At 45.1% G+C, this 17870-nt stretch carries 18 protein-coding genes; 14 read left to right on the top strand and 4 right to left on the bottom strand.

All coding sequences use genetic code 11. The annotated features are described in order from the left end of the window. Positions 1-25 precede the first annotated feature (25 nt). Together EL268_RS23855 and EL268_RS23850 are read right to left on the bottom strand one after the other, a co-directional pair. The gene (locus EL268_RS23855; protein WP_106655869.1) at positions 26-745 is read right to left on the bottom strand and encodes a response regulator; all 720 of its coding nucleotides are present in this window, start codon (positions 743-745) and stop codon (positions 26-28) included. Continuing rightward, positions 738-2366 carry an ATP-binding protein gene (locus tag EL268_RS23850; protein ID WP_232030034.1) on the bottom strand — a complete coding sequence of 543 codons (1629 nt, stop codon included), beginning with the start codon at positions 2364-2366 and terminating at the stop codon, positions 738-740. Before EL268_RS23850 ends, EL268_RS23855 begins: the two co-directional genes overlap by 8 nt. A gap of 266 nt (positions 2367-2632) precedes the next feature. Here EL268_RS23850 and EL268_RS23845 point away from each other — a divergent pair, with 266 nt between their 5' ends. From EL268_RS23845 to EL268_RS23815, 6 genes are all read left to right on the top strand, one after another. Continuing rightward, a complete protein-coding gene (locus tag EL268_RS23845; protein ID WP_106655867.1) occupies positions 2633-2845 on the top strand; it encodes a hypothetical protein in 213 nt (70 codons plus the stop codon). Between the two features lie 524 nt (positions 2846-3369). Further along, complete coding sequence (gene qoxA, locus EL268_RS23840) at positions 3370-4356, top strand: cytochrome aa3 quinol oxidase subunit II (RefSeq protein WP_106655732.1); 987 nt, start codon at positions 3370-3372, stop codon at positions 4354-4356. 23 nt (positions 4357-4379) lie between these two features. Then, positions 4380-6350 (top strand): cbb3-type cytochrome c oxidase subunit I, encoded by a 1971-nt coding sequence (locus EL268_RS23835; RefSeq protein WP_106655731.1) that lies wholly within the window; start codon positions 4380-4382, stop codon positions 6348-6350. A 2-nt stretch (positions 6351-6352) separates the two neighbouring features. Beyond that, positions 6353-6955 carry a cytochrome o ubiquinol oxidase subunit III gene (gene cyoC / locus EL268_RS23830; RefSeq protein ID WP_106655730.1) on the top strand — a complete coding sequence of 201 codons (603 nt, stop codon included), beginning with the start codon at positions 6353-6355 and terminating at the stop codon, positions 6953-6955. Position 6956: 1 nt separating this feature from the next. Then, positions 6957-7274 carry a cytochrome o ubiquinol oxidase subunit IV gene (cyoD, locus tag EL268_RS23825; protein ID WP_106655729.1) on the top strand — a complete coding sequence of 106 codons (318 nt, stop codon included), beginning with the start codon at positions 6957-6959 and terminating at the stop codon, positions 7272-7274. Between the two features lie 406 nt (positions 7275-7680). Then, complete coding sequence (locus EL268_RS23815; RefSeq protein WP_106655727.1) at positions 7681-8211, top strand: GNAT family N-acetyltransferase; 531 nt, start codon at positions 7681-7683, stop codon at positions 8209-8211. A 58-nt stretch (positions 8212-8269) separates the two neighbouring features. Here EL268_RS23815 and EL268_RS23810 read toward each other — a convergent pair whose 3' ends face one another. Together EL268_RS23810 and EL268_RS23805 are read right to left on the bottom strand one after the other, a co-directional pair. Continuing rightward, entirely contained in the window at positions 8270-8803 is a 534-nt protein-coding gene (locus EL268_RS23810) for a hypothetical protein (RefSeq protein WP_106655726.1), read from the bottom strand. A gap of 178 nt (positions 8804-8981) precedes the next feature. Continuing rightward, positions 8982-9521, bottom strand: coding sequence for a globin family protein (locus EL268_RS23805; protein WP_106655725.1), 540 nt, complete (start codon positions 9519-9521; stop codon positions 8982-8984). Between the two features lie 162 nt (positions 9522-9683). Between EL268_RS23805 and EL268_RS23800 the strand changes: the two genes are divergently transcribed. The 8 genes from EL268_RS23800 to EL268_RS23765 all read left to right on the top strand — a co-directional run bounded on the left by EL268_RS23800 (position 9684) and on the right by EL268_RS23765 (position 17870). Then, positions 9684-10253, top strand: a complete 570-nt coding sequence (locus EL268_RS23800; RefSeq protein WP_106655724.1) for an FAD-dependent oxidoreductase — start codon at positions 9684-9686, stop codon at positions 10251-10253. A gap of 229 nt (positions 10254-10482) precedes the next feature. Next, positions 10483-12252, top strand: coding sequence for a BlaR1 family beta-lactam sensor/signal transducer (locus tag EL268_RS23795; protein ID WP_106655723.1), 1770 nt, complete (start codon positions 10483-10485; stop codon positions 12250-12252). A 43-nt stretch (positions 12253-12295) separates the two neighbouring features. Beyond that, on the top strand, positions 12296-12694 hold the full coding sequence (gene blaI / locus EL268_RS23790; RefSeq protein ID WP_106655722.1) for a penicillinase repressor BlaI: 399 nt from the start codon (positions 12296-12298) through the stop codon (positions 12692-12694). A gap of 235 nt (positions 12695-12929) precedes the next feature. Further along, on the top strand, positions 12930-13844 hold the full coding sequence (gene blaBBI / locus EL268_RS23785) for a BBI family class A beta-lactamase (RefSeq protein ID WP_106655721.1): 915 nt from the start codon (positions 12930-12932) through the stop codon (positions 13842-13844). A 27-nt stretch (positions 13845-13871) separates the two neighbouring features. Then, positions 13872-14555 (top strand): FHA domain-containing protein, encoded by a 684-nt coding sequence (locus EL268_RS23780; RefSeq protein WP_106655720.1) that lies wholly within the window; start codon positions 13872-13874, stop codon positions 14553-14555. Positions 14556-14597: 42 nt separating this feature from the next. Beyond that, complete coding sequence (gene bla / locus EL268_RS23775) at positions 14598-15416, top strand: subclass B1 metallo-beta-lactamase (protein WP_106655719.1); 819 nt, start codon at positions 14598-14600, stop codon at positions 15414-15416. 155 nt (positions 15417-15571) lie between these two features. Then, positions 15572-16234, top strand: a complete 663-nt coding sequence (locus EL268_RS23770; RefSeq protein ID WP_106655718.1) for a hypothetical protein — start codon at positions 15572-15574, stop codon at positions 16232-16234. A 112-nt stretch (positions 16235-16346) separates the two neighbouring features. Next, on the top strand, positions 16347-17870 hold the full coding sequence (locus tag EL268_RS23765) for an MDR family MFS transporter (RefSeq protein ID WP_106655717.1): 1524 nt from the start codon (positions 16347-16349) through the stop codon (positions 17868-17870).

The raw sequence follows: 17870 nt of genomic DNA, 5'->3' as shown, positions 1-17870 counted from the left end.
TACCCCTTCTTTTTGTGATCAGGCATTATTTGGCCGTTTTTTGCGGCACCCAGCGGTATTTTCGTTCCGGACGCCCGACGGTTCCATAGAACGTCTCGACAGTCACTTCATTAACAGAGACGAGAAATTCGAGGTATCTGCGCACCGTCGAATGGCTCATGCCAGCCAGTGCAGCCAGATCATCGGCATTCATGCTTTGGGTGGTCTCCTGCATCTTGTTCCGGATCAGCTTTAACGTCAGCTTGTCGATGCCTTTCGGAAGCGTGGTGACAGTCTCCACGGTTTTGGCAGCAGGAGTGTGTGCGGCTTTTGTAAACAGCTTGTCCACTGCTGTTTGATCAATAGTGGTATGCTGCTGCAACTGGCGTCTCGTATTTGCATATTGCTCCAAGGTAGACATGAATTTATCGATCATAATCGGCTTGATAATGTAGCTGTACGCCCCGCCACGTATCGCTTCTCTCACGGTTTCCACATCGTTTGCGGCTGTGATCATAACCACATCGATCCCGCGAAAATGCTTCCGTACTTCACGCAACAGGTCAATCCCGTTCATATCTGGCAAATAAATGTCCAAGAGCAGAACATCCGGGGTAACGACGTGAAGCATCTCCAATGCCTGTTTTCCAGTCGTGGCCGTGGCAATAATCTGGAATCCTTCCAGTTTACTTGTGAATTGTTCATAGATTCTAGCTGCAATTTCGTCATCTTCCACGATCATGACGGTAATGGGTTTCTCAGACATCATGGATTGCCCCCTCTCTACTTGCTTTGTCCCACTTCTTGGGGACGACTACGGTGAAACGCGCTCCGCCAAGATCACTTTTCCCGAGTGAGATTTGCCCCTCTAACAGCTCGATGGCGTTTTTCACAATAGCCAAACCGAGTCCTCGATTTTCACCTGATTTCGAAGTGACACCGCTTTCAAAGATGTGAGGCTCCAATTCTTTTGAGACCCCATGTCCATTGTCTTCGATGTCAAAAATGATATCGCCACCTAAATCAGTAAAGGATACGTGAACCATTGCGTCAGAGCCTTTGTATTCGAGGGCAGCTTCCATCGCGTTGTCGATCAAATTGCCGAGAATCGTGACCAATACCTTTGTATCCAAGCTGTCAGGTACATTCCCCAAATAGCTGTCCTGATCAATTTCGAGTAATACCTTCAGCTCTTTAGAGCGATTGATTTTCCCTAGCAGACAAGCTGCGATGAAGGGCTCTTTGACTGAACTCATAATGAAGGCGAGAATATCCTGCCGTTCCTTTACTTCATCGCTGATGAGTTCGATTGCTTTGTCATACTCCCTTAGCTTGAGTAGACCGTAAATGGTGTTCAAACGATTTAAATATTCGTGATTTTGTGCACGCATATTGTTCGAAAAGGAACTGATCTTCGTAATTTCTTCGGTGAGCTGCTCGATTTCAGACTCTGGACGAAATGTGAAGACAACACCTCTGATTTCATTATTACTCAAAATAGGAGAGTAGTCGGTTATAAAAATTTCGTGCCCCAGCAAAATTTTGTAGTTCATTTCTTGCGTATTTCGATTGACGGAATGAATGATGTCACGCAATTGTGGACTAGCGATTGACTTCCCTACGGTCAAATCCTCTTGAAGGAGGGAACGAGCGCGTTTGTTCATCGAGACGACACGCCCTTGCATATCGACTGCTACCGTAGCATCGCGGATCGATTCAAGAATAGCTGCTTTTTCCGTAAACAAAAATGAGATTTCTTCTGGTTCCAGACCAAAGATCAATCGCTTGACTCGTCTGGCAATGATAATAGCACCAATAATTCCGATAACCAGCAGCACAAGGGATAAGGCGACGACCCTTTCCTTGTATTCCGCGACCTTTTTCTCTACATCACTCACAACATAGCCGACAGAGGAGACGCCGATGGTTTCGCCTTTCTTGTTGACGATCGGTGTTTTCGCTTTGATGGCTGGACCTGAAATGCCTGTCCCCCGATAAATGACCGAGCGGTTTTCTAAAAAGACGGGGTCATTGCTGGTTCCCATCGGTAATCCAATCTGCTTTAGGTCGTAGTGAGAGTACCGAATGCCGTCCTTGTTTCCAATCACCACATAGCTGGCACCCGTTTCCTTCCGAATGGTTTCGGCTATCGGTTGAATCACTTTAGAAGGGTGATCGTTTTCGAATGCTGCAATGATGCGTTCGTCCATGGCTGACAGCTTGGCGACCGTCATGGCTTGCTGTCCAATATAACGATCCAAAATGTCATCTAATATGAAGGAAAATAAGGCAGTCCCTATCCCCATACTGATCAGGACAACGATGGAAATGAGCAGAACCATTTGGGTCAAGAGGCTGATGCGGGCTTTTTTGGGTGTATGAACCATGGGCAAACCACCTTCGATGACAGATCAAGATGCGATAAATGTATGAAACCGTTTACTCTATTCATTATAACAATAACGCCTTCACATTTGTGACACAAAGTAAAAAGATAACAACACGACAGCCAATAGGTTTATGAAAAAAGTTTTGACAATTTTTTTATAAAAAATTGAACAAAATATGAACAACAAGTGAATATTATGTTACAATAAGAGCATAAAACAAAAACGGTCACGCAAAAAATCTATAATGATAGGGGTTTTGTGTTATGAATAACGATCGAAAAGCAGCAGATGTATTAAGATGGATGGCTTGGACAGTATTATTTGTTGGTGCTGTGATTATGGCTTTCACTGCAAGCGATTTCAGATCGCAGAATTTGCCGTTGATGGTGTCGATCGGATTTTTGATCGCTGGTATGAATATCTTCATTATGAGCACGGTGTTTCGCTTGATGACACTAAAAGGAACTGACGCCTAACAAGTTAAAAATAGTCCCATAGAAATCTCTCATTTTCTTTCTTATAAATGAGAGGTTTTTTTATTTATACGGAATTTTACCGTCAGCCAAATGCGCTGGCGTTTTTTTTTTTTTTTTTTTGATTTTTTTATTAAAAGTGAAAAGAAACCTTGACATTCCAGATTGGGTGAGATGACCAAAAATGGGTGGTGAACTTCATTAGAGGAGAATCCTAACAAGAATATGATCAACTCGTGAATGCTATGTGAACACTTTGTAACAGAAAAGCTACGAAATATTGAACGTCGTTAAAAACGAGTACAAAAGCTCGCTGACTCTGATAGTATGTATATGCGGCAAATAGTGAAGTTCACTTGTGTTAAAAAACCTCTATTGTGAGGAACTCTCGAAAAGTGTGAATACACGAGACCTCTCCATAGAGAGTGACTGCACTATCGACATATGTGAGGCGAAGTTCATCTGAAAGGAACTACGCTCTCAAAGTATTACATGCTCGTTGTTTGTGACTAGGAGGGATTAGGAGAATGAGCGGAGGAAAAATGCTGAGGCATATCCAATTTTGGATCTTGGCAGTGTTGGGCACCGTTCTGCTGACAGGCTGTGGTAGCGAATACCTCGTCTTGAATCCAAAAGGACCTGTAGCAGAAACGCAGTACAATCTCATTATTATTTCCACGATATTGGTCGCTGTCATTATCGTTCCGGTTATTGCGCTTACCGCTTTCATTGTATACCGCTATCGGGATACACCGGGCAATAAAGCAAGTTATAAGCCGGAGTGGGCACACAGTACAACCCTAGAGGTAATTTGGTGGATTATTCCTATTATTATCGTTGCATTGCTGGGTTACTTTACTGTCCGTGATATTTATGTGTTAAAAGAGAACCCAAATAAAGAAGTTGCTCCTATGACCATTCAGGTTACGGCTTTGGACTGGAAATGGATGTTCACGTATCCAGAACAAAATATCGCAACTGTTAACCATCTGGAGATTCCAGCAGGTGTACCGATTCGCTTCCAGGTATCTGCTGATGCACCGATGAACTCTTTCTGGGTTCCAGAATTGGGTGGACAGATTTATGCGATGGCGGGAATGGCTACCGAGCTGTATCTGCAAGCAGATGAACCAGGTACATTCGCTGGATTTAGCTCCAACTTCTCTGGTGAAGGCTTCGCCAAAATGCAGTTTAATGTAGTGGCAAAACCGAAAGAAGAGTTCGATAACTGGGTCAAAGAAGTAAAAGGCACGACACCAGCTATGACGAAGGCAGATTATGAAGAACTCCGCAAGCCTGGCGTGACAGATAAGTTTACGTACTCTGCATTCCCAGAAGGAATGTTTGAAGAGATCGTTGCTAAATATGGCCATGGTCACGATATGGACTATGTCATGGAGAATACCCCTGCGCCTGCAGGTGCGAAGTCTTCTAATGAGACTTCGCAAAATACGCAGCAAAAGACTGAATCGCACAACATGCCTGGAATGAATCATTCCAGTATGAACCACTAGGCGAGAGGGAGGAGGAATACCACGTGTGGGAGAACATTAAGGATTTTGCATCCACGTTCTTTGTAACAGGTGACCCACTGATTTACGGTGCGGACGTATCGATTGTACTGACCATCATTGCGATCGTATTCGTTCTGACTAAGTATAAAAAATGGGGTTGGCTATGGCGTGAATGGTTGACTACAGTTGACCATAAGCGTATTGGTATTATGTACTTGATCGCATCGCTTCTGATGCTGTTCCGCGGTGGGGTTGACGCCCTGCTGATGCGTTTGCAACTGGCATTCCCGAACGTAGAGTTCCTGAACTCGGAACACTATAATGCCATCTTTACAACTCACGGTACGATCATGATTTTGTTCATGGCGATGCCGATGATGTTTGCCTTGTTCAACATGGTAGTACCGCTTCAGCTCGGTGCTCGAGATGTAGCGTATCCGTTCTTGAACGCACTCAGCTTCTGGCTGTTTATGCTCGGTGCGATGCTGTTCAACCTTTCGTTCGTAATCGGGGGCTCCCCGGACGCTGGTTGGTTGTCTTACCCGCCACTGTCACAGAATGAATTCAGCCCTGGACCAGGTCAGAACTTCTATATTTGGGGGATTCAGATCTCCGGTATCGGTAGTTTGGCGACAGGGATTAACTTTATCGTAACGATTCTCAAAATGCGCGCACCTGGCATGAAGCTTTCCAAAATGCCATTGTTTAGCTGGTCCGTATTGTCCAGCTGCATTATGATTATCTTCGCTTTCCCAATTTTGACTGTAACATTGGCTCTGTTGTTCCTTGACCGTTTCGCAGGTGCCCACTTCTTCACAATGGACGGCGGCGGTAATCCGATGATGTACCTCAACCTCATCTGGATGTGGGGTCACCCTGAGGTATATATCGTAGTAGTTCCAGCTTTCGGTATCTTCTCCGAAATCGTAGCTACGTTCTCACGTAAAAAGATTTTCGGTTACAAATCAATGGTTTGGGCGATGATGATCATTGCCGTTGTATCGTTCTTTACATGGGCTCACCACTTCTTCACGATGGGTACGAGCGCAAGTGTTATCGCCTTCTTTGCGATATCAACGATGGTTATTGGGATCCCGACCGGGGTTAAGGTCTTTAACTGGCTGTTTACAATGTACCGTGGCCGGATATCCTTTAAACAACCAATGCTGTGGACCATTGCCTTTATCCCGTGCTTTGTAATTGGTGGAGCGACAGGGGTAATGCTGGCAGTAGCTCCGGCAGACTATCAGTATCACAACAGTTACTTCTTGGTTGCCCACTTCCACCAAGTATTGATCGGTGGGGTAGTGTTCGGTTACCTGGCTGGTATTTACTACTGGTGGCCAAAACTGTTCGGTTTCAAGCTCGACGAGAAACTGGGCAAATGGGGCTTCTGGTTCTGGAATATTGGTTTCTACGTGTGCTTTATGCCGCAATACGCGCTCGGTTTCATGGGTATGACTCGCCGTTACTATACGTACGGTTGGGATCGCGGTTGGGAAGACCTGAACTTGGTATCCACTGTTGGGGCATTTATGATGGGTATCGGTTTCATCTTCCAAGTATGGCAAATCGCTTACAGCATCAAGCATGGTGAGCGCGACACGACAGGCGATCCATGGAATGGTCGTACGCTGGAGTGGTCGATTCCGTCACCTGCACCGTTCTACAACTTTGCTGTTGTACCACAAGTGAAAGAAATGGATGACTGGTGGGCAACAAAAGAAGCAAAAGCAAATGGCACCTATAAAGAACAACCGGCGAAACTGGAGCCGATTCATATGCCGAAGAACTCTGGAATTCCGTTTATCATGTCGAACTTCTGGTTCTTGGTAGGCTTTGGTTTCACATTTGGATGGGTTTGGATGGCCGTTATTGGATTCATTGGAGTATTCGCATGCATGTGGGCACGCTCCTTCCAATACGACACGGATTATTACGTACCGGTGGAGGAAGTGCGTCGCACTGAGGCTTCACTGGGGAGGGTGGTGTAACGATGGCTACGAATCATGACCATGGTCACGGCCACGACCATCATGAAGAGCATGAGCAACTTAAGGTTCTTGGTTTTTGGATTTTCGTTGTAACAGACTGCGTGCTGTTCGGTACATTGTTTGCAACCTATGCGGTAATGATGAATAGCTTTGCTGGCGGACCAACTGGACAGGAATTGTTCCAGCTGCCAGGTGTTATTGCTTCGACCTTTATCTTGTTGACAAGTAGCTTTACCAGCGGTCTCGCTGTCTTGGCGATGAACAAAGGCAATGTCAAGCAGCTGATTGCTTGGCTGGCTGTAACTGGTCTTTTGGGACTGTCGTTCGTAGTGTTGGAAGTTACTGAGTTTATGCACTTGATGAGCGAAGGCGCAACCATGGCGACTAGCGGTTACTGGTCCGCTTTCTACACACTGGTTGGTACGCACGGATTGCACGTAACGCTTGGTCTGTTCTGGATGACTGCGCTGATCATGCAGTTGAAGCGTCGTGGAATCACCGCGGTTACTCGCCGCAAAATTACCAACCTGAGCTTGTACTGGCACTTCCTTGACGTTGTGTGGATCTTCCTCTTCACAGTCGTTTACTTGATGGGGGTGATGTAAGGTGGCACAACATCAAAACCATGGCGGACATCATAGTCACGGATCGATGAAAGAGTACGTGATCGGTTTTATCCTGTCGATCGTGCTCACCATTATCCCACTCGTACTGGTCATGAACCAGATTTTGAGTAAAACGGCGACCGTGATCGCGATCTTGGTAATGGCGGTCTTGCAGTTCGTAGTTCAGTTGGTCTTCTTCATGCACATCCGCGAAGGAGAAAAACCGCGCTACAACGTACAGACATTGATTCTTGGACTTGTGATTGTATTTACAATCGTTGCAGGTTCCCTCTGGATCATGTTGTTTAACAAATATTAATCAGTTAAGAGCGTGGCACAGGCGATTCGTTGCTTGTGCCGCGTTTTTTTTGTTTTTTTGATAGTAGCGGTAGTGAAGGGAAGAAGCGCATTTCCAGTCTACGCTTCGGCCTACGCCCCGCAAGGGGGATTGACTGTCCGCTTCGGAAAAAATGGCGGGAGCGCTTCAAACGTTGTAGTTTCGATGAAGGATTCCATAAATGAAGCTGAAATTCCCCGCCATTTTTACCGAAGCTGAGTTGGGCTCCAGAGGCGCTTGGACTGGAAATGCGCTTCTTCCTACGCGGCTTTTAGTCAACTAATGGAAGTAATTCAAGAAGGTAAAAAAGTGTTTAGCTGGTAACACTATCTTCTTGCAGCTATAATAGAAAGAATTTTACGCCAAAATATGCAAGGGGAGCGAGACGATGGCTGGGCAACTGTATGTAACGAAGCCTTGTGCAGAACTTCAAGCAGAGTATATTTCCTTTTACGAAGAGTGGAAAGAAAGTGGAGAGCCTATCGTACCGTGGGTGGTGGATCGAGAGCCCTATGATTTTGCTGCGTATCTGGAATTTCTGGAGGGGGAGAGCAACGAAGAAAATCTTCCGGATGGCTATGTTCCTCATTCAACGTATTGGCTCGTAAATGAGCATCAACGTATATTGGGTGTGGTCAATATTCGGCATCGTCTCAACGAGCGTTTACACAAAAACAGCGGGCACATCGGATATGGTATCCGACCTTCTGAGAGAGGCAAAGGATATGCGACGGAAATTTTAGCGCAAGCCTTAAACATCACGAGCGAGTTGGGTATCAACGAAGTATTGTTGATTTGTGATTATGATAATGTTGGATCGGAAAAAACGATTCGGAAGAACGGGGGCGTCTTTGAGTCGGAATGTACAGACGATGATGGTTTGGTCATTCGCCGATTCTGGATTACACGGTCTTCGTGAAAGAAGAGGGCTATCTCATTGTCCGTTTACAAGACGTTTGAGATAGCCCTTTCCCTATTTATTCATCTATCTTGTATGCAATCAACTTGCGTACCCATTTCTCCATCTCATCTAGAATATAGTCTGGGGGTGGGGTTTTTCCGTCTATTTTTGGGAGGACGAGCCATTGTAATGGTTTTGGTACATGGCAGATTTTCTCAAGAAGTTGTATTCCTTGATCGTCACTGATGATGTCTCGTAAAAAGATGAACATTCTTTTGTCTAACGTATGGATGAGCTTGCCTTCATATTTTGTATCTGAGATCGTAACGCAAGGGTGGCCATGCCGCTCAATACTGCCTAATACTTCAACCCATACAAAATCATACAACTGGGAAAGTTCAGCTTCAAGGAGATCGGGATCTTTAATAGGGACTGGACATGTGGAAGAGAAGGAACGATCTAAAAAAATCTCTGGGTCCATTTCCATATAGTCTAATACTACCTTGCAAGATGCAGCTTGTTTGTTTTCATAGGTGTATAAAATCTCCCGGACTTTGTTGCAATCAATTTTTTTGCCAATCACAAAGCCGATTCGCAGTTCGATTGTCATTCACTCCTTATTGAAGAAGAGAAAATCGAAGTACCTCAATTATCTATACATTAATCTTCTCCCCAATGTTCTGGAAATTGATTTTTTTCTCGTAATATTAATCTGGATTTACGCGAGATTCGTGAAAGAAGAGGGCTATCTCAACGTCAGCTTGTATGACGTTTGAGATAGCCCTTTCCTATTTATCATCTACCTCATATGCAATCAACTTGCGAACCCATTGCTCCATCTCGTCAAGAATATAGTCTGGGGGTGGAGTTTTTCCGTCCTTTTTTGGGAGGGCGAGCCATTGTAATGGTTTTGGGACGTGGCAGATTTTCCTAAGCAGTTCTCTCCCGTGATTGTCAATAATGATATCTCGTAAAAAGATTAGCACTCTATTGTCTAACGTATGGATGAGTTTACCTTCATATTCTATATCAGAGATAGTAACGGAAGGGTGCCCGTGCCTCTCAATGCCGCCTAATACTTCAACCCATACAAAATCATACAACTGGGAAAGTTCAGCTTCAAGGAGATCGGGTTCTTTAATGGATACCTGTTCTGTAGAAGAAAAGGGACGATTCAAGAAAATCTCAGGGTCCATCTCCATAAAATCTAATACTACCTTACAAGATGCAGCTTGTTTGTTTTCATGGGTGTATAAAATCTCGTCGATTCTTTTCAAATCCAATTTTTTTCCGATCACAAAACCTATTCGCAGTTCGATAGGATTCACTCCTTAGACCAAGTTCCATTTATCTGAAACTTCATGCTTTTAACCTTATAATAATAAATATTTTTCTAATAGACATCATAAACTTGTCAAAGATATTGCTACTTTTACCATACTTAGTATATAATTATGTTGTGAAAGTTATTTTGGAAGGGAGAGATTTCTTTGGTTGATATCGTAATTATTGGTGCAGGCCCGGCGGGAGGAAGTGCAGCGTTGTTTGCTGCAAAAGCAGGTAAGAAGACGTTGCTGATTGATAATGACAAAAGCATGACCAAGCGCGCGTGGATGGAGAATCACTACGGCATCATGGAAATCTCCGGCCCAGATCTCATTGAGATTGGTAAGAAGCAAGCAGCGAAATTCGGAGCGGAGCTGGTAGCCGATCAAGTGAGCAACATTACAAAAACAGAGCAAGGCTTTCTCGTAGAGACAGCGGAAAAAGGCAGCTTCGAGGCTAAGCATGTGATTCTTGCAACTGGAGCGCTCGTGACTTTGGCAGAAGCGATTGGGGTAAAAACCAAAGAAGGTACAGAGCCACGGATTAAAACCGTAGTCGATGTCGATGTACAAGGGAAGACGAACATCGAAGGAATTTGGGCAGCAGGCACGTGCGCGGGAGTTAGCGTACATACGATTATTACATCTGGTGATGGCGCCAAGGTTGCAATCAATGTCATCAGTGAACTGAATGGCGAGCGTTACGTCGACCACGATGTTTTGAAAACAAACTAAATCAGGTTAGAAACACCTTCTTACCATTGTAAAGAAGGTGTTTTCTTTTTTCTTCCAATTGACGAAAACTTGTATCGTGATCTCGTTTTTGACATAATGAAGCTAATTGTGCTATGCGAAGAGAAGAATCCTGTCAGGTTGAAGAGCGTTCCTGTTGCTCTGGAAATATTGATACGGATTCTATTTTTATCTAGATGGCCCTGTGTAAGAAGGGAGGGAGACAGGTAGCATGTTCGTCAACCATGTGGTGATAAGCGTGATCGTTTCTTCCTGCACGATCGCACTTATTTTCTTGATTCGAAAAGTATTTCGCTCCCAGCTGTCGGCTAGATGGAAGTACAATTTGTGGTTTCTCTTGCTGGTCGCTTTGACGCCAGCTTTTATCCCGAAATCCTTTTTTGATTTTGGAAATCTTTTTGTTTCAGGCATGAATCAGCGTCATGAAGCTGGCAGCTCGACGCTCGCTGCGCAAGCTACTGCCTTTGAAAATGCGAATTGGGTACAGGATTTAACGTTGTCGGTAAGTCGCTATACACCGGACTCCTTTTCTACGATTTTCGTCAGCATATGGGTAGTCGGCATGATCGTTTGTGCTTTAATCACGTCATCTGCCTGGTTAAAAATCCAGCAGATCAAGCGGACAGCATCTGTGATCACCAATCAAGAAATTATCGATTTGTTTGAACAATGCAAGCAGGATGTAAAAATAACGCGGCACATCGTGTTGGCAGAATCCAATCAGGTCAAATCTCCGATGACGTTTGGCGTTTTTAAGACGTATGTTGTCCTTCCCAGTCATTTTGATGAATGGCTGTCGATCAATGAAATGAAGTACATCTTTTTGCATGAACTCATGCACCAGAAAAACCATGATATCGTCATGAACTATGTGACCGTCGTGTATCAGCTTTTGTATTGGTTCCATCCATTGGTTTGGCTTGCTTTTCGGGAAATGAGAGTGGACCGTGAAATTGCTTGTGATGTAGCTGTGTTGAACTTTTTAGACAAGCGAAATTATGTGGAATATGGTCATACCATCATTAAGTTTTTGGATAAAGAAAGTCGAGCCGGCAATGTCGTTTTGGCCAATCAGTTAAACGGTTCCAAGAAGGCAGTTAAAAAACGAATCGAGAAAATCGCATCCCACAAGGCCGAATCAAAGCTGTTGCAGTTGAAAAGTACAGTCATTTTTCTCATGATGGTCGTTTTGGTTGCCAGTCAGGTTCTGGTTGGTTCCGCTCTAGCCGACGATCGCAGTCGCTATCATTTTCAACATGATCGAACCATTTACGAGGATTTGGACAACTATTTCGGTGGCTTCGAAGGCAGTTTTGTCTTATATGATTTGAAAGCCGACCAGTATCGGATCTACAACGAGGCAGGAAGTACACAACGAGTTTCACCGAACTCCACCTACAAGATTTTTCTCTCCTTGTTTGGTTTGGAGGCCGGTGTGATTTCGAGCGAAGATTCCTTGTTCAAATGGGATGGAATCCACTATCCATATGAGCAGTGGAACCGGGATCAAGATCTATTGACAGCGATGCGAAACTCCACGAACTGGTATTTTAAAGAGATGGATAAGAGCATCTCTCCGGATATGATTCAAGCTTTTCTGGAACAATTGAACTATGGGAATACCAATACATCTGGTGGAATCGGCGAATATTGGATAGAATCTTCCTTGAAGATTTCTCCGGTGGAGCAGGTACAAATATTAAAAGCGTTCTATACGAACCAGATTGGCTTTCAAGAAAACAATATCCAGGCGGTGAAAGACTCCATCCGGTTATCGGAAAAGGCGGGTTCGATCCTTTCCGGGAAAACAGGTACGGGCACCGTCAATCAAAAAGATGTGAACGGTTGGTTTGTCGGGTATGTAGAGAACAAGGAAGGCATCTACTTCTTTGCTACAAATATACAAAACGAAGATGACGCGAATGGACCTGCAGCAGCAGAAATAACCTTGTCTATTTTGAAAGCGAAAGGTCTCTACTAGCCTTTGCTCTTACAGTCATTATTTTCGAAAGGGGGAGACTTCCGTGTCTACATCCATGCCAAGTATTTCAGAAGCGGAATGGCGAGTCATGAACGTGCTATGGGAAAAGTCACCGCTGACGGCCAACGAGATTATTTCCTCCTTGCAAGGTCAAACGGATTGGAACCCAAAAACAGTACGTACTCTTTTGAATCGTTTGGTTCAAAAAAATGCCGTTGGAGTCAATCAAAACCAAAGAGTCTATACGTTTTATCCGTTGTACTCACAAAATGAATGCCAGCACGCCGAGGCAAAGTCATTTTTGGAGCGGATTTACAGCGGGGCTCTAAAATCAATGCTCGTCCAATTCATTCAGAAGGAATCTTTGTCGGACGAGGAGATTCAGGAGCTACGTTCCATTTTGGATGCGAAACAAGCATCGACCGATCATCCTAAAAAATAGAGTGCGCCCTTTCAAGCTGACTGGGAAAAACCATTTACGGTTATCCAGTTTTCTTGAAAGGGCGTCTTTTTTTCAAAAAAGGATGGATGCAGCACATTTCCTTGCGAGAAAAAGGAGATTGACACAAGTGGATTACGCGTGTAATATTATCGTGAAATCTGTTGATTACAAATGTAGTACTGTATTACGCATGTAATACCGGGGTTATATCTTCTTAGAAAGAGGTTTGTCATCCATGAAAGTTTATCAATCTAGACTGTTCGGATTCACAGTGAAAACGATTTTTCTCACGCTTCTCACGCTCACTGGTTGCTCTTCTCCAGAAGCACCTGTCGTAAAAACGGAAACGCCAGCATCTGCTATGGATATAAAGTTCGCTGCGCTGGAAAACAAGTTTGATGCGAGGCTCGGCGTATATGCGATTGACACCGAAACAGATTTGGCAGTTGCTTACCGTCAGGATGAACGATTCGCTTTTGCCTCTACGTACAAGGCTTTAGCCGCAGGTGCAGTCTTGCATCAGAAACCGTTGGAAGAGCTAGACAAAGTCATCACCTACACGAAGGATGATCTCGTGACTTATTCACCCATCACAGAAAAACACGTAGCGACCGGGATGACTCTTCGCGAGGTTGCAGACGCCGCGGTTCGCTATAGTGACAACACGGCGGGAAATCTGTTGTTCAAAGAACTGGGTGGACCTAAAGGCTTTGAATCAGCCCTGAGACAGATTGGTGATAGTGTGACGACATCCGAGCGCTATGAGACAGAATTGAACGAGGCTAAACCAGAAGATATTCGCGATACAAGCACACCGAAAGCACTTGCAACGAGCTTAAGAGCCTATACGGTAGGGGATGTGCTGCCGTCTGACAAGCAGACGATTCTTATCGAGTGGCTGCAAGGCAACACGACGGGAGACAAGTTGATTCGGGCGGGCCTCCCCAAAGACTGGAAGGTCGGAGATAAGACGGGAGCCGCAAGCTATGGAACGCGAAACGATATAGGTATCATATGGCCACCGAATAAAAAGCCCATTGTCATTGCAGTGTTGTCTAGCAGAGATAAGCAGGACGCCACTTATGATGATGCGCTCATTGCTGAAGCTACGAAGGTTGCTGTTGAAGCACTGACGGCTGCAAAACCGTAATAGATCAACCAGTGAGGTGATCACCAGATGATAGACAACGGTGCATACTTACTCGTAAAAAAAGGGGACCCCAGCCAATTTGCCACGCGCAAATATCTCACCAAGGATCGCTGTACAATCGGTCGGAGGGGGACTAGTTTTCAACTGGACATTACATTTAACAGTCCGTACATTTCGAGAATGCATGCAGCCTTTCAAAGGATCGGGAACGATTACAAGATTATCGATCTGGAAAGCAAGCATGGCACAGAGGTAAACGGGACGCCGCTTCATTATTCCTCTCACATTCTTCGTCACGGGGATCAAATAAGCTTGTCAAAAGGGGTAGCAGAGCTCGTCTTTTTACGAGAGGTCAATAGACTGGATGATACGGTAGAGCTCCCTTTCACGCAGCCAAAGAGCGATTCGCTTTTGCCAGGTTTAGAGATTCATCTGGAGAGAAGAGAAGTTCGTGTCGACGGGACCAGACTGCATTTGACCGGAAAAGATATGGATCTGCTGAAGCTTCTCTACCAAAAGGCGAACAATGCCGTTAGTTTTGAAGAAATTATGCTGACAGTCTGGCCGGAGCGAATGCTGCATGAAGGGAATGTCCCAGATGTTGGACGAGTGGAAGTCAATGCGCTCGTGTATCGATTAAGGAAAAAGCTTCGGCGCTACGGGCAGCAAATCATGACGATTCCGCGATATGGATATCGCCTAGATGTTTGAAACAGGGAAAAGTAAAATCCAATTTAGAAAGGTGAGATTCGTTTGAAGACTCATAAGGGTTGGATAGGGAAAGCTGTATGTAGTTTGTTCCTGACAGTCGCTGTTGCTCTGACATCTTTTTCTGATCAAACGGTTGCCCAAGCTACAACATCAAGTCCCACTCAGATTACCAATCCAGGGAAAAGCATTGTGTTAACAAAATTAAATGACAAAGTATGGTTACATACATCCTATCATGAGTGGAATGGCACAACCTATGACCACAATGGCGTAATCGTTTCTACTTCCAAAGGAGTCGTCCTGATTGATACAGCCTGGGGGGACAACCAAAAAACGGAAGAGCTATTACAGATGATCAAGAAGCATTGGAAGAAAGACGTTGTACTGGCTCTGATTACGCATGCACATGATGACAGCATTTCAGGTATCCGGGCTTTACTCGATCAAAAAATAGACGTACGCAGTACACGTTTGACGGCAAAACTAGCGAAAGAATATGGATATCCTTCTCCCAATCCGACACTTGATGAAAAGCCGGTAATAAAGGTAGGCGACACCATCTTAGAAGCCTATTATCCTGGGGAAGGGCATTCGAAAGATAACATTACCGTTTGGCTTCCCCAATCCAAAATATTATTCGGTGGATGCTTCGTCAAAGCATTGGGTGCTAACGACCTCGGAAATCTTTCAGATGCCAATGTAGAGCAGTGGGATGACTCCGTTCAGAAGGTAATCGAAAAATATCCACAGGTCGAAACCGTTGTACCTGGACATGGGAAAACGGGAGGCAAAAACTTACTTGATCACACCATGGAGCTAATCAAACAACATTCCCAGGAGCAAGAAACTGCTCTGAAATGAATCTCCTTCAAAACAAACTCCTTCTCAAGACCAACATGAGAAGGAGTTTGTTTATGTAAGGTGTTTTCTTTTTTCTTCCAATCGTCTAAACTTTTGATATAGGCCAGAAGTCATTGCTCTATTACCACAATCATTCAGTCATAGGAGTCCTTATTATGAAAAAAATCATAGGTATTGCTTTGATGGTCGCTTTACTAGGCTTCAACGCCTATTTGTGGCCGACACTGATTCACGCGGTAAAAACAGATGGACGAACGGATACAAAAACAGCATCTGTCTCGCAAAAAGCAGGGACTGCAAAGCCCGCTATGGATTTGGCCAATCAAGGTCCGCGCGCCGCAAACGCTTCCGCCTATCCGGTTGAAAAGCCTGAGGCTGTGTCAGCACCTGCGCCAGCGTCAGCGCAGAAACAAAGCGAAGGAAAGCCAAAAGCAAAAGCGGTAGCAGCTGCTAAAACGAGCACACCGAACAAGAAAACACAAAAGACGAAAACCGCAACAAAACCAGTCAAGAAACAGACTACACGTTCTCCGGTAAATAACGTACCAACGTATCCGGCCTGGGATGATAACGGCCTCTATGTCGTAGACGATGGAGGACCAGGAAGCAATTGGGTAAGGCTGTCGGATGGTTCTTTGCTGCGTAAGAGCGATGGGACACGGACGTTTAACCTGCCCTATGATAAAAATCCCTTCACTGGAGAGATTAAGCCGACAGTGGAGCCGATGTCAGAAGCGGCGTATAAAATGTGGAAGGGCAATCAAGCCCAACAGCCCCAGCAGCCATCCCCATTTAGCCCGTCACCATTCGGGCGATAATAAAGCGCGAAAAAATGCTCCGAGAAAAAGGAGCAGTTTTTTTCGATATATAGTCAAATTTGAATATAATAATGTATAGTACTTTGATGTGACCATTCAGGAGGGTGAAAGAATGATAGCAAGAGAAAGTAAAGTGAATATGGTGGTGGCGGGGCTGCTGCTTGGTCTCCTGATGGCTTCCATGGACAATACCATTGTCGCGACGGCGATGGCCACGATTGTCGGCGAGATGGGCGGCATGGATAAGTTTGTTTGGGTGACATCAGCGTACATGGTCGCTACGATGGCGGGGATGCCGATCTTTGGCAAACTCTCCGATATGTATGGGCGAAAACGTTTTTACGTATTTGGTCTTATTGTATTTTTGTTAGGGTCCATTTTATGCGGGACGGCAAACAGCATCGTCGAGTTGAGCATTTATCGCGCGATTCAAGGGATTGGCGGCGGAGCGTTGATGCCGATTGCCTTCACGATTATTTTTGACGTATTCCCGCCGGAGAAGCGCGGAAAGATGACGGGACTTTTCGGAGCTGTATTCGGTACTTCCAGTGTATTTGGCCCATTGCTTGGAGCGTATATTACGGAATATGTCAGCTGGCATTGGATCTTTTACATCAATGTGCCGATTGGGGCGGTGTCCCTCTGGTTGATCTCGATGTATTACAAGGAGTCGCTGGAATACCGCAAGCAGAGCATTGACTGGTGGGGAGCGATTACGCTTGTCGGTGCTGTAGTGAGTCTGATGTTTGCACTGGAGCTGGGCGGCAATCAATACGCGTGGGATTCGATGCAGATTATCGGCTTGTTCTCTTCCTTTTTCTTGTTGTTTGTGATTTTTCTATTTGTCGAGAAGCGGGCATCTGATCCGATTATATCGTTCTCCATGTTCAAGAAGCGGTTATTTGCTACGACAAATGCGATTGCACTGTTGTATGGAGCTGCTTTCATTATTGCTACGGTGTACCTGCCGATTTTTATCCAAGGGGTATATGGTGGTTCAGCGACGAATGCCGGATTGCTGTTGACACCGATGATGCTCGGCTCGGTTGCCGGCAGCCAGCTAGGCGGATTTCTGACGACGAAGACCAGCTTCCGCAATATTATGCTTCTGTCCGCAGTCTTTTTCATACCAGGTATTTTTCTTTTGAGTACACTGACGCCTGATATTCCTCGTTCGATCGTTACGCTTTATATGGTAATTGCAGGGTTTGGCGTGGGCTTTTCTTTCTCCACCTTGGGAATTTCAGCGATTCATGGCTTTGATATGCGACAAAGAGGCTCGGCCAGTTCGACGAACTCTTTTTCCCGTTCATTGGGGATGACATTGGGGATCACCGTGTTTGGGATCTTGCAACGCAACTCGTTTGAAAACGGCATGTTCTCTGCCTTCGGAGGTCAAGAGATGACGAATGCCATTACGGACCCGCGAGCGATTTTGACACCAGAAGCACGCGAATCCATTCCGGCTCCTGTTTTGGATCAAATGATCGATATTCTCGCTTCTTCGATTGCGAATACGTTTATGTGGGCGCTCGTTCCTGCTGTTCTTGCTCTCGTGTGCATTTTGCTGATGGGAAATGATCGGGCGCTGGCGAAATCGCCTTCCGCACCGAAACCGAAACTGGAACGCGGATAG

The organism is Brevibacillus brevis, from assembly GCF_900637055.1.
Lineage (GTDB): Bacteria > Bacillota > Bacilli > Brevibacillales > Brevibacillaceae > Brevibacillus > Brevibacillus brevis.
This window is presented reverse-complemented; position numbering and strand designations above follow the sequence as displayed.

Excerpts from the sequence above, each read along its gene's own strand:
- EL268_RS23850 (WP_232030034.1), bottom strand. The coding sequence starts at position 2,366 with ATGGTTCATACACCCAAAAAAGCCCGCATCAGCCTCTTGACCCAAATG.
- cyoC (WP_106655730.1), top strand. The coding sequence starts at position 6,353 with ATGGCTACGAATCATGACCATGGTCACGGCCACGACCATCATGAAGAG.
- blaBBI (WP_106655721.1), top strand. The coding sequence starts at position 12,930 with ATGAAAGTTTATCAATCTAGACTGTTCGGATTCACAGTGAAAACGATT.
- EL268_RS23855 (WP_106655869.1), bottom strand. The coding sequence starts at position 745 with ATGTCTGAGAAACCCATTACCGTCATGATCGTGGAAGATGACGAAATT.
- qoxA (WP_106655732.1), top strand. The coding sequence starts at position 3,370 with ATGAGCGGAGGAAAAATGCTGAGGCATATCCAATTTTGGATCTTGGCA.
- EL268_RS23780 (WP_106655720.1), top strand. The coding sequence starts at position 13,872 with ATGATAGACAACGGTGCATACTTACTCGTAAAAAAAGGGGACCCCAGC.
- EL268_RS23795 (WP_106655723.1), top strand. The coding sequence starts at position 10,483 with ATGTTCGTCAACCATGTGGTGATAAGCGTGATCGTTTCTTCCTGCACG.
- EL268_RS23815 (WP_106655727.1), top strand. The coding sequence starts at position 7,681 with ATGGCTGGGCAACTGTATGTAACGAAGCCTTGTGCAGAACTTCAAGCA.
- EL268_RS23770 (WP_106655718.1), top strand. The coding sequence starts at position 15,572 with ATGAAAAAAATCATAGGTATTGCTTTGATGGTCGCTTTACTAGGCTTC.
- EL268_RS23765 (WP_106655717.1), top strand. The coding sequence starts at position 16,347 with ATGATAGCAAGAGAAAGTAAAGTGAATATGGTGGTGGCGGGGCTGCTG.
- EL268_RS23810 (WP_106655726.1), bottom strand. The coding sequence starts at position 8,803 with ATGACAATCGAACTGCGAATCGGCTTTGTGATTGGCAAAAAAATTGAT.
- EL268_RS23845 (WP_106655867.1), top strand. The coding sequence starts at position 2,633 with ATGAATAACGATCGAAAAGCAGCAGATGTATTAAGATGGATGGCTTGG.